The organism is Streptomyces sp. NPDC058373 (genome assembly GCF_042723275.1).
GTDB lineage: Bacteria > Actinomycetota > Actinomycetes > Streptomycetales > Streptomycetaceae > Streptomyces.
Window position 1 is genome coordinate 1 of sequence record NZ_JBHXJE010000053.1, and the last position, 14,704, is coordinate 14,704.

11 protein-coding genes are annotated in these 14,704 nt (G+C 73.6%); 5 read left to right on the plus strand and 6 right to left on the minus strand.

Translation table 11 applies throughout. From position 1 onward, the window contains the following. Window positions 1-164: 164 nt before the first annotated feature. Window positions 165-971, plus strand: a complete 807-nt coding sequence (locus tag ACFWMZ_RS24315; protein WP_383204054.1) for an aminoglycoside phosphotransferase — start codon at window positions 165-167, stop codon at window positions 969-971. A gap of 9 nt (window positions 972-980) precedes the next feature. On the opposite strand, the gene ACFWMZ_RS24320 is transcribed toward ACFWMZ_RS24315, so the two are convergent. The 4 genes from ACFWMZ_RS24320 to ACFWMZ_RS24335 form a co-directional block, all read right to left on the minus strand. After that, window positions 981-2,564: an MFS transporter gene (locus ACFWMZ_RS24320; RefSeq protein ID WP_383172171.1), complete on the minus strand. Its 1,584-nt coding sequence runs from the start codon at window positions 2,562-2,564 to the stop codon at window positions 981-983. Window positions 2,565-2,613: 49 nt separating this feature from the next. Then, the gene (locus ACFWMZ_RS24325; RefSeq protein WP_383172173.1) at window positions 2,614-3,108 is read right to left on the minus strand and encodes a MarR family winged helix-turn-helix transcriptional regulator; all 495 of its coding nucleotides are present in this window, start codon (window positions 3,106-3,108) and stop codon (window positions 2,614-2,616) included. A 120-nt stretch (window positions 3,109-3,228) separates the two neighbouring features. Continuing rightward, window positions 3,229-4,845: a methionine--tRNA ligase gene (gene metG / locus ACFWMZ_RS24330; protein WP_383204057.1), complete on the minus strand. Its 1,617-nt coding sequence runs from the start codon at window positions 4,843-4,845 to the stop codon at window positions 3,229-3,231. A 106-nt stretch (window positions 4,846-4,951) separates the two neighbouring features. Continuing rightward, complete coding sequence (locus ACFWMZ_RS24335) at window positions 4,952-6,646, minus strand: VWA domain-containing protein (protein WP_383204059.1); 1,695 nt, start codon at window positions 6,644-6,646, stop codon at window positions 4,952-4,954. A gap of 636 nt (window positions 6,647-7,282) precedes the next feature. Here ACFWMZ_RS24335 and ACFWMZ_RS24340 point away from each other — a divergent pair. Beyond that, the gene (locus tag ACFWMZ_RS24340; protein ID WP_383204062.1) at window positions 7,283-9,397 is read left to right on the plus strand and encodes a PhoX family protein; all 2,115 of its coding nucleotides are present in this window, start codon (window positions 7,283-7,285) and stop codon (window positions 9,395-9,397) included. 18 nt (window positions 9,398-9,415) lie between these two features. Here ACFWMZ_RS24340 and ACFWMZ_RS24345 read toward each other — a convergent pair whose 3' ends face one another. After that, window positions 9,416-10,324, minus strand: a complete 909-nt coding sequence (locus tag ACFWMZ_RS24345; protein ID WP_383172181.1) for a hypothetical protein — start codon at window positions 10,322-10,324, stop codon at window positions 9,416-9,418. Window positions 10,325-10,407: 83 nt separating this feature from the next. Next, window positions 10,408-10,818: a hypothetical protein gene (locus tag ACFWMZ_RS24350; RefSeq protein WP_383172183.1), complete on the minus strand. Its 411-nt coding sequence runs from the start codon at window positions 10,816-10,818 to the stop codon at window positions 10,408-10,410. A gap of 609 nt (window positions 10,819-11,427) precedes the next feature. Here ACFWMZ_RS24350 and ACFWMZ_RS24355 point away from each other — a divergent pair. The 3 genes from ACFWMZ_RS24355 (at window position 11,428) to ACFWMZ_RS24365 (ending at window position 14,696) form a co-directional block, all read left to right on the plus strand. Then, window positions 11,428-12,114: an NAD(P)-dependent oxidoreductase gene (locus ACFWMZ_RS24355; RefSeq protein WP_383172185.1), complete on the plus strand. Its 687-nt coding sequence runs from the start codon at window positions 11,428-11,430 to the stop codon at window positions 12,112-12,114. A 58-nt stretch (window positions 12,115-12,172) separates the two neighbouring features. Continuing rightward, a complete protein-coding gene (locus tag ACFWMZ_RS24360; protein WP_383204065.1) occupies window positions 12,173-13,393 on the plus strand; it encodes a PP2C family protein-serine/threonine phosphatase in 1,221 nt (406 codons plus the stop codon). 262 nt (window positions 13,394-13,655) lie between these two features. Next, window positions 13,656-14,696, plus strand: a complete 1,041-nt coding sequence (locus ACFWMZ_RS24365; RefSeq protein ID WP_383204103.1) for an NAD(P)-dependent alcohol dehydrogenase — start codon at window positions 13,656-13,658, stop codon at window positions 14,694-14,696. Window positions 14,697-14,704 lie beyond the last annotated feature (8 nt).

Here is a 14,704-nt window from a genome sequence, read left to right on the forward strand (position 1 = left end):
TTACCCCGCCCCCCGCGGGCCCGGCCGCCGGGGGGCGCCCCCGGGGGCGCCACCCCCCCCCCCCCCCCGCGGTCGGGGATCGGCCGGGCCTGCGGGGGGGGCCCCCCCCCCTGGGGCCCGCCCCCCCCCGGCCGACGCACCGGCAAACCGAGGAAAGGCGCCGCATGCCCACTGCCCGTTTCTCTGTCGACCAACTTCCGTCCGCCGTACGGGCTGCTGTCGAGGAGCACACCGGACCGCTGCTCCACGCCGACGAAGTGGGCGAGGGATTCAACAGCGAAATCGCCGTACGCCTCACTTCGGCCTCCGGCACCTGGCACGTCAAGGGCCTGCGCACCGACCACCCCCGCGTCTGGACCCAGGACCGCGAGGCAGCGGTCGCCCCCTTCCTCACCGGGCTGGCTCCCGCACTGCGCTGGCATGTCGTGAGCCACGGCTGGGACCTCCTCGGCTTCCAAGCTCTGACCGACCACCACCACGCCGACTACGCGCCCGGCTCCCCGGACCTGCCGAAGGTCGTCGCCCTGCTGAACCGGCTCGGCGGAACGCCCCGCCCCGACATTCCGCTCCGCCAGGCGGAGCAACGCCTGAAGGAGTACGCCGGGGACCCGGCCGACCTGGCCTTCTTCTCCGGCGACCATCTTCTGCACACTGATCTGAACAACACCAACGTCCTCGTCGCCGAGGAAGCCCGTCTCGTGGACTGGGCCTGGGTCACGCGCGGGGCCGCCTGGCTCGACGCCGCCTACTGGGTCATCTGGCTCATCGCCTCCGGCCACACCCCCGACTCGGCGGAAAGCTGGGCGGCCCGGACTCTCGCCTGGGCCGCGGCCCCCGCTCCAGGAATCACCGCCTTCGCCGCCGCCAGCCATCGTCTGTGGACCGAGATCAGCACGAGCGACCCCGATCCGTGGACGACCAGACTGGAAGCGGCAGCAAGGGTCTGGGACGAGTACCGGGCGAGGGCCTGAGCCCTGCGCCTAGTTCGCAGAGGCGGGCGTGCGGCGCCGCAGCACCCAAGCCGAAGCCCCCGCCCCCGCCACGCACAGGCAAGCCGTGACCCAGACCGCCGCGTGGACGCCGTTCAGGAATGCCTGGCCGACGGCCTCCGTGACGGGGCCGTGGAGGGATTCGGGGAGGTGGGGGCCGACCGGGGCGACACCCATGGCGACGGCGTCCTTGGCCTCGGTGAGGGAGGCGGCGACCGGGGCCGGGACTCCGGCGGAGGCCAGTTCGCTTGGGAAGGTCGCGGAGACCCTGCTGCTGATCAGGGAGATCAGGACGGAGGTGCCCAGCGCCCCGCCGACCTGGAGGGCGGTGGACTGGAGGCCCCCCGCGACTCCCGCGTCCCGCACGGGCGCGTTGCCGACGATGGCGTCCGAGGAGGCGGCCATGACCATGCCGATGCCGAGGCCGAGCGCCACGAAGGGCGGCCAGAGCACGGCGTAGGCGGTGTCCAGGCCCCAGCCGAGGATGCCGAGGGAGGCGCCGGCCTGGAGCAGCATGCCGAGGGGCATCGTCAGGCGGGCGCCGAAGCGGCCGGTGAGGGCGGCGCCGAGCGGGGCCGCGACGACCGAGGCGAGGCTGAGCGGGAGGGTGCGTACGCCGGACTCGACGGGGCTGTAGCCGCGCACGTTCTGCAGGTACAGCATGACGAAGAAGATCACGCCGAGCAGGACGAAGAAGTTGACGGCGGTGATGACGGTGCCGACGGTCAGCGCGGGGTTGCGGAAGAGGCGCATCGGCAGCAGCGGGTGCTCGACCCGGTTCTCGTAGAGGCCGAAGGCGACCAGGACCGCGAGGCCGGCGAGCAGGGTCAGCACGGTGGCCGGGGAAGCCCAGCCCCAGGTCTCGCCCTTGACGACGGCGAAGACGACGAGCAGCAGCCCGAGGGCGAGCAGCACCACTCCGGGGATGTCGAACCGCGTCCCGCGCCCCTCCTCGCCCTTGGCCTGCGGCAGCACCCAGGCGCTGAAGGCGAGGGCGAGGACGCCGACGGGGGCGTTGATGAAGAAGACCGACTCCCAGTTGACGTGCTCGACCAGCAGGCCGCCGACGATCGGGCCCAGCGCGGTCGACACCGAGGAGACCATCGCCCAGATGCCCACCGCCATGCCGAACTTCTTCGGCGGGAAGACCGCGCGCAGCAGCCCGAGCGTGTTCGGCATCAGCAGCGCGCCGAAGAAGCCCTGGACGGCGCGGAAGGCGATGACGCCCTCGATCGACCCGGCCAGGCCGATGGCGACCGAGGCGAGGGTGAAGCCGGCGACGCCGATCAGGTAGTACGTGCGGCGGCCGAAGCGGTCGCCGAGCTTGCCGCCGAGGATGAGGGCGGCGGCGAGCGCCAGCAGGTAGGAGTTGGTGACCCACTGGAGGTCGGCGGTGCCGGCGTTCAGGTCACGGCCGATCTCCGGGTTGGCCATGGAGACGACCGAGCCGTCCAGGGCCACCATGAAGAGCCCGAAGGCGACGGCTATGAGGGTCAGCCACGGGTTGCCGCGCCGGGTGGGCGTCGGGGGTGCGGGTGCCGGTTCGGGCGGGGCTTCGGGGGTCCGGGTGGACATGGGTGTTCCTCGCAGGGGGACGGAGGCCGTACGGGCCGGTGGCGCGGGGTCAGGAGGCGGACGGGTGGAGTCCGCGCTCCAGTGCGTGCAGGGCGCCGACGGCGGCGCCGAGTGCGCCCCGCTCGCCGTCGCTGAGGCCGGCCAGGGCCTGCTCGACGTACCCACCGATCAACTCGTCGACGGCCTGGGTGCGTTCGGCGGCGGTCGGGGGGAGGTGGAGGTGGGTGACGCGCCTGTCGTCGGGGTCCCGGCGGCGCTCGACCAGCCCCGCGGCGGCCATCTGGGTCACCGTCGCGCTGAGGTTGTTGGGCTTGACCAGCAGCACCTCGGCCGCCTCCCGGACGGTGATGCCCTCCCAGTCGCGGATCAGCCGCATCAGGGCGATCTGGCCCTCGGGGGGCTTGGGGTGCGGGAAGTCGGCGTCCACGCGGCGGTCCAGGGCGCGGTGGAGGGCGGGGAGGACGCGGGTGAGCTGCCGCGCGAGCTGGTCGGCGGGGCCCTCGGCCGGCGTCGTCCCGTCCGGCGTGCGCGCTGTCGTGTCCACGGGGAGGAGAATAAGTATGGTGTCATACCTATGTCAAGCGCGGCGAGCACGGCGGGAGACGCCGAAGCGGCCGGCCCCCCGGTGAGGGGACCGGCCGCTTCGCAGGGCGGGGACGGCTGGTCAGGCCGTCGGCTTCTCCTCCAGGCGGGGGAAGAGCACCGCGCCCTTGGTGACGGTCGCCCCGGCGGGCAGGCGGCCCCAGTCGGCCGCCTCGTCGACGCGCTGCCCGGCGAGCGCGCCGAGGTGCGGCTCGGCGCCGAGGGAGTCCCAGAGCTTCTGGGAGGTGTCGGGCATCACCGGGTTGAGCAGGACGGCCATGGCGCGCAGGGACTCGGCGGCCGTGTACAGGATGGTGGCGAGGCGGGCGCGGCCCTCCTCGCTGTCGTCCTTGGCGACCTTCCAGGGCTCCTGCTCGGTGATGTAGCCGTTGACCTGCTTGACGAAGTCGAAGATGGCGAGGATGCCGGACTGGAAGTCCAGCTCCTCCCCGATCGCGCGGTCGGCGGCGGCGACGGCCTTGGCCAGGCCCTCCTGGACCGCCTGCTCGGCGTCCCCGGCGGCGGTCGCGGCGGGCAGCTCGCCGCCGAAGTACTTGCCGACCATCGCGGCGACGCGGGAGGCGAGGTTGCCGTAGTCGTTGGCCAGCTCGCTGGTGTAGCGGGCGGAGAAGTCCTCCCAGGAGAACGAGCCGTCCTGGCCGAAGGAGATCGCGCGCAGGAAGTACCAGCGGTACGCGTCGACGCCGAAGTGCGAGGTGAGGTCCTGCGGCTTGATGCCGGTCAGGTTCGACTTGGACATCTTCTCGCCGCCGACCAGCAGCCAGCCGTTGGCCACGACCCGGCCGGGGAGCGGGAGGCCCTGCGCCATCAGCATGGCGGGCCAGATCACCGCGTGGAAGCGGAGGATGTCCTTGCCGACCAGGTGCACGTCGGCGGGGAAGGTGGCGTCGAACCGCGCCTGGTCGGAGCCGTAACCGGCGGCCGTGGCGTAGTTCAGCAGGGCGTCGATCCACACGTAGATGACGTGCTTGTCGTCCCAGGGCACCTTGACGCCCCAGTCGAAGGTGGAGCGGGAGATCGACAGGTCGGTGAGGCCCTGGCGGACGAAGTTGACGACCTCGTTCCGCGCGGACTCGGGCTGGATGAAGCCCGGGTTGGCCTCGTAGAAGTCGAGGAGGCGCTGGGCGTACTCGCTCAGCTTGAAGAAGTAGTTCTCCTCCTTGAGGATCTCCACCGGCTTCTTGTGGACCGGGCAGAGCTTCTCGCCCGCGAAGTCGCCCTCGCCGTCGAGCAGCTCACCGGGGAGCTTGTACTCCTCGCAGCCGACGCAGTACGGGCCCTCGTAACCGCCCTTGTAGATCTCGTCCTTGTCCCACAGGTCCTGGACGAACTCCTGGACGCGGTCGGTGTGGCGCTTCTCCGTGGTGCGGATGAAGTCGTCGTTGGCGATCTCCAGGTGCTCCCACAGGGGCTTCCACGCCTGGGTGACGAGCTTGTCGCACCACTCCAGCGGGCTGACGCCGTTCGCGTCGGCGGTGCGCATGATCTTCTGACCGTGCTCGTCCGTGCCGGTGAGGTACCACACCTTCTCGCCGCGCTGACGGTGCCAGCGCGTGAGCACGTCGCCTGCGACGGTCGTGTAGGCGTGGCCCAGGTGAGGAGCGTCGTTGACGTAGTAAATCGGGGTCGTGACGTAGAACGCCTTCGCCCCCTGCTTCTCGTTTCCATTGGCCGCCATGGTCGAAATCCTAACGGCCCGCCGAAGGTCGCTTCACCGCGTTTCAGGGCGTGGAACGCGGGCGGCCCCCGGTCCTCGGACCAGGGGCCGCACGGGTCGGGCGGGGTCAGGCGCGGGCCGCCAGCCACGCCGGGAAGGCGGTGAGGAGCCCGGCGTACAGCTCGGCGTCGGTCAGCTCGCGCGGGGCGGGACCGGCCGGGAAGTACCCGGTGTGCGGGGTGTCCAGCTTCCGCAGGTACTCGAAGTTCTTGTGCTCGCTCTCGCCGAAGCCCACGAACTGCCAGAACAGCGGAGCACCCGAGACGGCCTTCAGCGCCTGCGTCGCGGCGGTCTTCGCGTCCGGGGGGCCGTCCGTCTGGAAGATCACCAGCGCGGGCTCGGTCGCCCCGGAGCTCTCGTGGAGCGCCGTGACCTCCTCGATCGCCCGGTGGTAGCTGGTCCGGCCCATCCGGCCGCACTCCGCGTGCAGCTCGTCGATCCGGCCCTCGTACGCGTCCGGGGTCAGCTCGCCCTTGCCGTCGATGTCGGTCGAGAAGAAGACCACCTGGACGGCGGGGGCGTCGGCCGGGTCGAGGTGCGTGGCCAGCGCCAGCACCTGCTCACCGAGGCACTGGGCGCTGCCGTCCTTGTAGTAGCCGCGCATCGAACCGGAACGGTCGAGGACCAGGTAGACCTTGGCCTTCGCCCCGGTCAGCCCGGCGTCCGCGAGCGCCTGGGCGGCGTCCTGGAGGGGCAGGGGGGACGCCTGGCCCGCCTTGCTCACCTCGCTCGCCTGCGACTTGGCCGCCTTGGCGGGCTTGGCCGGCTCGGCCGCCTTGGCAGTCTTGGCCGTCTTGGTCGTCTTGGCCGTCTTGGCCGTCTTGGCCGTCTTGGCCGTCTTGGCCGGGGCGGACTTGGCCGGCTTGGCCGGCTCGGTGGGGGCGGACTCGGCCGTCCTGGCCGGCTTGGCCGTCCTGGCCGGCTTGGCAGTCCTGGCCGGCTTGGCCGTCTCGGTGGGGGCGGCTACGGGTCCCGGGGCGGGCTTGGCTTCCGGCTCCGGGGTCGCCTCGGCCACCGGCTCGGGGTCGGGTTCCGGCTTGGCCACGGGCTCGGGCTCGGCCTCGGCGACCGGCTCCGGCTCAGCCACGGGCTCCGCCTTCGGCTCGGCTGCGGGCTCCGCCGCCGCCGGCTTCGGGTCGAAGATCGAGGGCTCCGTGATCAGGGCCTCGGGGAGTTCCGGATCGGCCGGGACTGCGACGACGACCGGCTCGTCCGGAGCGGCCTCGTCGGCCGTCGCGGGCGCCGCCTCTGCGGGGTCGGCCGCGGCGGTCGTACTGGTGGACTTCGCGTCGTCGTCCGCGTCCGCGCCGGCCGCCTTCTCCGGCGCGGGGCCGGCCTTCGTCTCGGCGGCCGAGGTCTCGGCGGCGGGCGCCTCCTCGGCCGGGGCGGGGGCCTTCGGCTCGGCCTCGGGCGCCGCAGGGGCCTCCTCGGCCGGAGTGGCAGGCTCCGCCTTCACCTCGGAGTCCGGGGCGTCCTCGGGCGAGCGCTGGGGGCTCGGCACGGTGACCGGGTCGCGGTCGAAGGCGGCGGCCACCAGGTCGGGGGTGGTGCCCGGCTCGCCGGCGGGCGCGGCCTGCTCGGTGCGGGCCTCCGGGACGGCCGGGGTGCCGGCGGTGTCGGGGGCGGCGGGGGACGCGTCCTCGGTACGGGCCGGGGGGACCGCCGTGGTGTTCTCGGTCCCGGTGCCGGAACCGTCCTCGGATGCGTCCCGGTTCTTACGTGACCGGCCGAGCGCGTTCCGCAGGAGACTGAGAATGCCCATCAGGTTCCTTTCGAGGGGGCCACCGGCTCCAGCCGGTGGGGGGATCGAATCCAGCCCTGCGCCACGAAGGGCGCGGCAGCCGATCTTGCACGTGCGTCGCGGTCCCGCGTCCGGCGGGACACGGAGCCTGGGAGGGGGGCGAGGGGGCGGGGGGACATCAGGTTCAGGAAGTGTGACCGATGAGAACGGTGGGGGCCTCCAGGACGCCGCAGTTCGAGGAGGCCGGGCAGGTCGGACAGGTCGGGACGGCACCACCGGCCCCCCGGCGGTGGAAGCCCGCGCGTGCACGCGGCGGCGAAATCACCGGAGTCACCTGCGCAACCCTTCGCGTGAGTTGGTCCCCGTCGCTGTGAAGTCCCGGGGCGCGCCCGGGCCCCCGGTTCTGGCCAGGGCGGACACGTAAGGTTAGCCGCCCGCACAGGTGATCTTGGGGAGGGTCGTCCGCAGTGCGCCGGGCGGCGCCCCGGCGTACTCCACCACAGGGCAACCGGGGGGGCGTGCGCCGGGGGTTCATGCTCCGTTCAACTCTCGGCCGCCGCGTTGCCCGTCTGCCCTCCTAGCGTCGCGCCCGACCGGGGCTTTCACGGTGGGCCGGCGCAGACGGGCGCCGGTGCCGGGGCCCGGACGGAGGAGACCATGCGCAAGCTGCTTCCGCTGATCGGATCGCACCCTGGCGGGCGTTCGGCACTGACCTGCCGTTTCCGCTGCGGAGACGCCTGCTTCCACGAGACGCCCAACACCAGCGGCAACGAGTACGTCGGCGACGTCATCGCCGGTGTCGTCTCCAGAAGGTCGGCCCTGCGGGCGGCCGCCGTCGTCACCGTCGCGGGTGCGGCGGGCGCCGCCGTCGTCGGCCCCGGCGCCGACCAGGCCGTAGCGCACGGCGGGCGCCCGGGCCAGGGGGGCCACCACCCCGGCTCGGGGAGCGGACAGGGGGCGCGCGGCCTGCGGTTCACCCCGGTCGCCCCCAACAAGCTGGACCAGGTCAGCATCCCCAAGGGGTACGCGCAGGACGTCGTCATCCGGTGGGGCGACCCGATCCTGCGCGGCGCGCCGGAGTTCGACGAGAAACGCCACACCGCCAGGGCTCAGGCGGGGCAGTTCGGCTACAACAACGACTTCCTCTCGCTGCTCCCGCTGGACGAGCGCGGCCGCGAGCACGGCGGGGCCCGCCGCCAGGTGCTGGTCGCCAACCACGAGTACACCGACGAGGTCCTGATGTTCGCCGGGTACGACCCGGAGAACCCCACTCGCGAGCAGGTCGAGATCGCCTGGGCCGCGCACGGCCTCTCGGTGGTCGTCGTGGAGGAGGAACGCCGCTCCGGCCGGCTCGCCCCGGTCCGCCGCCACCGCCTCAACCGCCGCCTCACCACCACCAGCCGCTTCGAGGTCACCGGCCCCGCCGCCGGCCACCCGCTGCTGCGCACCAGCGCCGACCGGCGCGGCACCACCGTCCTCGGCACGCTCAACAACTGCGCGGGCGGCACCACCCCGTGGGGCACCACACTGCACGGCGAGGAGAACTTCAACCAGTACTTCGCCCACGCCGAGAAGGTCACCGACCCCGAGACGGCGGCCCGCCTCAAGCGGTACGGCATCTCCGGCGGCGCCTCCGAGCGCAAGTGGGAGCGGTTCGACCGGCGCTTCGACCTCTCGAAGGAGCCCAACGAGGCCAACCGCCACGGCTGGGTGGTCGAACTCGACCCATACGACCCGGAGTCGACGCCGCGCAAGCGGACGGCGCTCGGCCGGTTCAAGCACGAGGCGGCGCAGCCCCGGCTGACCCGCGACGGGCGGCCCGTCGTCTACATGGGCGACGACGAGAAGTTCGACTACTTCTACAAGTTCGTCTCCTCCAAGCGGATGCGGAAGGGTGACTCGCGCGCCACCCGCGAGCACAACCTGACGCTGCTGGACGAGGGCACCCTCTACGTCGCCAAGCTCACCGGAGACTCTCCCGCCGACCAGATCGACGGCACCGGAAAGCTCCCCGCCGACGGCGAGTTCGACGGCAGCGGCCAGTGGATCCCACTGGCCACGGCGGGCCCGCGCGGGAACGTCTCGCACGTGCCCGGGATGAGCGCCGCCGAGGTCTTCGTCTTCACCCGCCTCGCCGGTGACAAGGTCGGCGCCACCAAGATGGACCGCCCCGAGGACGTCGAGCCCTCCCCGCGCACCGGCAAGGTCTACATCGCGCTCACCAACAACAGCGACCGCGGCAAGGAGGGCATGGCCCCGGCCGACGAGGCCAACCCGCGCAACGCCAACAAGCACGGCCAGGTGCTGGAGCTGACCGAGTACCGGGAGGACCCGACGAGCACCCGGTTCGCCTGGTCGCTCTTCCTCGTCGCGGGCGACCCCGAGGACCCGGCCACGTACTTCGCCGGGTTCCCGAAGGAGAAGGTCAGCCCGATCTCCTGCCCGGACAACGTCGCCTTCGACCCGCACGGCAACCTCTGGATCTCCACCGACGGCAACGCCCTCGGCTCCCACGACGGCCTCTTCGGCGTCGCCACCAGCGGCCCGCGCAAGGGGGAGCTGAAGCAGTTCCTCACCGTGCCGAACGGCGCCGAGACCTGCGGCCCGGTCATCCAGGACCGGCGGGTCCTGGTCGCGGTGCAGCACCCCGGCGAGGTCGACGGCGCCTCCGTGGAGAAGCCCGCCTCGCAGTGGCCCGACGGCCCCGGGCGCATCGTCCGCCCGTCGGTGGTCGCGGTGTGGCGCGCCGACGGGGGCGACATCGGCGTGTGAGCCGGGTGCGTCGCCGGGTCAGCGCCGGGCAGGGCGGCCGCGCCTGAGCCCGGCGAGGACCGCGACGACCAGCGCCAGGACGAGCAGGCCGCCGAGGACCGCCCACGCCAGGGTCCTCGGCGCGCTCGTCAGGGCGTCGAAGACGGCGGCGGCCGACCCCTCCGAGACGTCCGGGGGGAGCTCGTCCAGGGTCGCACGCCGCCCGATCATGATGCCGGTCAGCAGCGCGCCGCAGGTCAGTGCCCCGCCCAGGCAGGTCAGGACGGCGGCCCTGGCCCGGCGCCGGGCCAGGAAGAGGCCGACCGCGGCGGTCACCACGGCGGCCGCCGACAGCCAGAGCCCGGCCTCCTGGAGCAGGCGGAAACTCTGCCGGGCCGCCGGGAAGCGGTGCGCCTCCAGGATCGTCACCTCGACGTCCTCCACCGGCACCCGGTCGGCGAACGGCACCCCGTCCGCCTCCAGCTGGTCTTTCACCTGCTGGGTGATGGGGGCCAGGTTGAGGGTGACCGCGCCGTTCCCGTCCCCCTCGCGCAGGGCGCGCTGGACCGCCGCGTGCGCCTCGCGGTTGGCGGCGTTCCAGCCGGTGCGGAAGGTCTCCGTGGTGGTGAACGAGCGGATGGCGCTCTGTACGAACTCGGCGACCGTGTCCTGGAGCGGGCCGGTGTCCAGCTCCCGCATCACCCGGTCGGTGACGGCCGCCGCGATGTCGTCCTGGACGTGCTCGTCGGAGGCGAGCGGCGCCATCGTCCCCACGTACTCGTCCACGTCGCCGATGTCGAGCCGCGCCCACCCGGAGAGGATGGCGAGCGGCACCAGCAGTGCCGTGACGACCAGCAGCACCCCGGAGGCGGCCGCCGAGAAACCCCGCCCGGCGCGGCGTGCGCGGGACGGGGCTCGGGCGGGACGCTCTGCGTCGGCGGTGCTCACGGGGTCCAGCGAAGCGGTGCCGCGCGGCCGACGCCACCCGTGGGGGGCTCATCGGGTCACCGGCGTGCTCCCCACGGGTGGCGCTACTCCTTGGTGTAGTACCGGTAGAAGACCGAGACGAAGACGACCAGCCCCAGCGCGAGGCCCAGTCCCACGCACCGCAGGACGCTGGCGTCGCTGAGGCTGTGCAGGAAGCCGAAGATCGCCCCGCCGAAGCCGCCCCAGATCGCCGCCCGCACCTCGCGGGGGATGGCCGGGGTCATCACCTGGTGCAGGACGTAGGCGACGACCCCGACGACCAGTCCTGAGCCGATACCGAAGAGGACGTTGCGCCAGGTGATCGGGCCCGCGTCACGCTGCATGGTGGCGCCCCAGCAGCCGTAGAGCACGGCGAGGACGAGCGGCCAGCCGATCGCCGCCCTGCTCGTCGGGGTGTGGCGGGCGGGGGCGCGGGAGCGTCCGGCGGTTCCCCTGACCGGGGCGGCGTGCGACATGACGGGCTCCTCTCAGCCGGTGAGCCGCGGACCGCGCGGTACGCGCTGCCCCGGCGGCCCGGGCGGACGTGCAGCCGAGGCGCGGCTCCGGGCGACCGGTGTACGGCCTCCTTCCAGGTCACACCGGCGGACGGACAGCGGCAACTCGGGGAGAGGGGCGTGCGGTGAAGGCAGCCCCGAGGGCGGTTCGTACGAGGGGTGCGCGCGCGGGGCGTACGAGGTGCGGGGGTGGGGGTGGCGTGGTTCGCTGGCGGAATCGGTGGGCGGCGGCGGTGCTGCCCACGGGCGGTTCGAAGCGGCCGGTACGCGGCACCGCGACCCGCTCGCAGGAGACGGGCGTGACGCCCGCACCGGAGTGCGGGCAGGCCGTGGAGACGTGGCCTTGTGGCCCGGCAGTGCGGTGAGACGGAGAGAGAGTCGGCCGGACCGCGGCGCGCGGATGTTTCACGTGAAACATGGGCGGGAGCCGGGCGGTTGGGCACGAGACGGCTCGGGCGGCCGACCCCGTGCGCCGAGCCGTGACAGCCGGAACGACGGAGTGGAAGGCGGCCAGATGACGATCGCGAGGTTCTTGAGCTCCGGGTGGAGGCGCGTGAGGGTGAGGTCGCGATGAAGTGGGTGGTGTTCGGGGCGACCGGCATGGTCGGCAGCCGGATCGCCGCCGAGGCGGTCCACCGCGGCCACCAAGTGCTGGCGGTGAGCCGGAGCGGTGGCGCCCCCGTGCCCGGCGCGGTGGTCACGGCGGGCGACGCGGCCGACTCGGAACGGGTGCGCGAACTGGCGGCGGGCGCCGACGCCGTCATCTCCGCCGTCGCCCCGCCCCGCGACGGCTCCGACCCCGGCGAGGCCTTCCTCGCGGTCAACGTCGCCCTGGCCGAGGGCGTCAGCGCGGCCGCCGCCACCACGCCGGGCCCGGCGACCGGCTCCGGCGCCGGGCGACTGGTGGTGGTCGGGGGCGCGGGCACCCTGGAGGTGGCGCCGGACCGGCCGCTGGTCGAGGAGGAGGGGTTCCCCGAGGCGTACCGGCCGGAGGCCCTGGCCCAGCAGGACGTCCTCTGGTTCTACCGGGACATCGACGACCCGGGGCTCGACTGGACGTACATCTCCCCGGCGCCGGAGATCGCCCCCGGCGAGCGGACCGGCCACTACCGGATCGGCGGCGACACCCTGCTGACGGCCGAGGGGGCGGGCGGCAGCCACGCCTCGCGGATCAGCGCCGAGGACTTCGCGGTGGCCGTGGTCGACGAGGCCGAGAACCACCGCCACCCGCGCACCCGGATCTCGGTGGCGTACTGACGGCGATCGGCCCGGCGGCGGTGGCGGTGGTGGCGACAAGCAGGCGGGAGGACAGGCGATGCGGCGGGTGCAGGGAGACGCGACGACGCTGACGCGTCCCGGCCGCGCCGGCGACCGCCCCTTGCCGTGGCTGCGCGGCCGGCACGCCGTCTGGGCGCTGCCGGCGCTGCTGCTGGTCCTGATCGTCTTCGGCGACCTGTGGACCGGCACCGATTTCCGGATGATCGCCTGGGTGGTGATGGTGCCCGCCCTGACCGCCGCGCTCGCGGGGGTGGGGGCGACCGTCGTCTTCTCGGTGCTGTCCCTCCTCGCCTACCTGCTGGTCGACGGGGTCCTGAGCCCCGGGCCGGAGACCGGACTGCCGGGCCTCCTGCTGCTGGTCGCGGCGAGCGTGGTGTCGGTGGCGGCCTGCGGCGTCCGCCAGGCCAATGAGCGGCGGGCGCGCAGGCTCAGCCTCGCCGCCGACGTCGTCCGCGACACCGTGCTGCGGCCTCTTCCCTTCCACTGGGGCGGCCTCGACTGGTCGGCGCTGTACGTGACCGCCGACCACGTCGCGCGGGTCGGCGGCGACTTCTACGACCTCCAGCCGAGCCCGCACGGCACCCGGGGGGTCCTCGGCGACGTGCAGGGGAAAGGGCTCGGCGCGGTCGCCGCGGCGGCGGTGCTGCTCGGCACGTTCCGCGAGGCCGGGTACCACGAGGGAAGACTGCGGGACGTGGCGCGGCGGCTGGAGACCCGGATGAAGCGCCAGCAGGTGTACTCCCGCTTCCTCGGGCAGGACGAGGGCGACCGGTTCGCGACAGCGGTGGTGCTCTCCTTCGACCCGGTCGAGCCGGGCACCGTGCGCAGCGGCACCTCCGGGCTGGACCTGGTGACGCTCGGCCACGAACCGCCGCTGGCGGTCGGCCCGGACGGGGTGCGTCCGCTGCCCTCCTCGGACGGGGTGCCGCTGGGCATGGGCGAGCTGGCCTGCGACGTGCCCGAGGACGGCGGACCCCGGATCGTCCGCGGCGGGCTGGAGCCCGGGGAGACGCTGCTGCTCTTCACCGACGGCGTCACCGAGGCCCGCGACCGGCACGGCGCCTTCTACTCGCTCCACGAGGACCTCGCGCGCGCGGTCGTCGAGGACCCCGGCCTCGCCCGGCCGGACCGGCTGGTCCGCTACGTCCGGGACGCCGTGGAGCGCCATGTGAGCGGTTCGCGCTGGGAGGCGGACGACCTGACGGTCCTGGCCCTCAAGCCGCTGCCGGTGGAGCCGCAGCGGGAAGAGTTTCCGTGACCGGCCACCGGCACCGCGCGCCCCGGATCGCGGGATCGGGGAGGAGGCGCGACGCTGGGAGGAGCGACCGCCGACGAGCGGGCACGGCGCCGGCGAGCTCCCGGCGGACGTCCTGACGCCCCCCGCCGCCCCCCGAGCGGCGCCTCTCCCGGCCGCCCGGCCCCGCCGGGAGAACCGCATCGGCCGGGCCCCCACCGGAGGCCCGGACAGCGCACAGACGCGAAGGAGAGACATGAGCCAGCCCCAGAAGCTCCCCGAGACGATGAAGGCGGTCCAGTACCGCGAGGTCGGCACGAGCCCCGAGGTGGTGGAGGTACCCGTGCCCCGCCCGGGCCCGGGAGAGGTGCTGCTCAAGGTCACCGCCGCCGGTGTCTGCCACTCCGACATCGCGGTGATGAGCTGGCCCGCCGAGCAGGTGCCCTTCCCGCTGCCGCTGACCTTGGGCCACGAGGGCGCCGGGGTCGTGGCGGAGGTCGGCGAGGGCGTCGACACGGTGGAGCTGGGGGAGGCCATGGTCGTCTACGGCCCGTGGGGGTGCGGCAGTTGCGTGAAGTGCGCGCAAGGCAAGGAGAACTACTGCCTGCGCGCCACGGAGCTGAACATCTTCCCGCCCGGGCTGGGCGCGCCCGGCGCCATGGCCGAGTACATGATCGTCGACAGTCCCCGGCACCTGATCCCGCTCGGCGACCTCGACCCGGTACGGACCGTGCCGCTGACCGACGCGGGACTCACCCCGTACCACGCGATCAAGCGGTCGATGCCGAAGCTGGTGCCTGGCTCGACCACGGTGGTCCTGGGGGCGGGCGGCCTCGGCCATGTGGGCATCCAGTTGCTGCGGGCCATGACCGGGAGCCGGGTGATCGCGCTGGACATCTCCGAGGAGAAGCTGGCGCTGGCCCGCGAGGTCGGCGCACACGAGACGCTGATCTCCGACGCCGAGGCGGCCGAGCGCATCCGCGAACTGACCGGCGGGCAGGGCGCGGACGCCGTCTTCGACTTCGCCGGCGTTCCGCCGACCACCGCCATCGCCCAGCAGTGCGCCGGGGTCGAGAGCGACGTGACGATCATCGGCATCGGCGGCGGCTCGGTCGAGGTCGGTTTCGGCACCACGGCGTACGAGACGGTGGTCACCGCCCCGTACTGGGGCAGCCGCAGCGAACTCATCGAGGTCTACGACCTGGCGCGCGACGGCGACATCACCGTCCACGTCGAGACGTACAGCCTGGACGAGGCCCCGAAGGCGTACGAGCGGCTGCACGCCAACGAGGTACGCGGCCGGGCCGTGATCGTCCCCGGGAGCTGACCGGCGCT

Coding starts and splice junctions, on each gene's coding strand:
- ACFWMZ_RS24315 (WP_383204054.1), top strand. CDS start 165: ATGCCCACTGCCCGTTTCTCTGTCGACCAACTTCCGTCCGCCGTACGG.
- ACFWMZ_RS24320 (WP_383172171.1), bottom strand. CDS start 2,564: ATGTCCACCCGGACCCCCGAAGCCCCGCCCGAACCGGCACCCGCACCC.
- metG (WP_383204057.1), bottom strand. CDS start 4,845: ATGGCGGCCAATGGAAACGAGAAGCAGGGGGCGAAGGCGTTCTACGTC.
- ACFWMZ_RS24335 (WP_383204059.1), bottom strand. CDS start 6,646: ATGGGCATTCTCAGTCTCCTGCGGAACGCGCTCGGCCGGTCACGTAAG.
- ACFWMZ_RS24340 (WP_383204062.1), top strand. CDS start 7,283: ATGCGCAAGCTGCTTCCGCTGATCGGATCGCACCCTGGCGGGCGTTCG.
- ACFWMZ_RS24350 (WP_383172183.1), bottom strand. CDS start 10,818: ATGTCGCACGCCGCCCCGGTCAGGGGAACCGCCGGACGCTCCCGCGCC.
- ACFWMZ_RS24355 (WP_383172185.1), top strand. CDS start 11,428: ATGAAGTGGGTGGTGTTCGGGGCGACCGGCATGGTCGGCAGCCGGATC.
- ACFWMZ_RS24360 (WP_383204065.1), top strand. CDS start 12,173: ATGCGGCGGGTGCAGGGAGACGCGACGACGCTGACGCGTCCCGGCCGC.
- ACFWMZ_RS24365 (WP_383204103.1), top strand. CDS start 13,656: ATGAAGGCGGTCCAGTACCGCGAGGTCGGCACGAGCCCCGAGGTGGTG.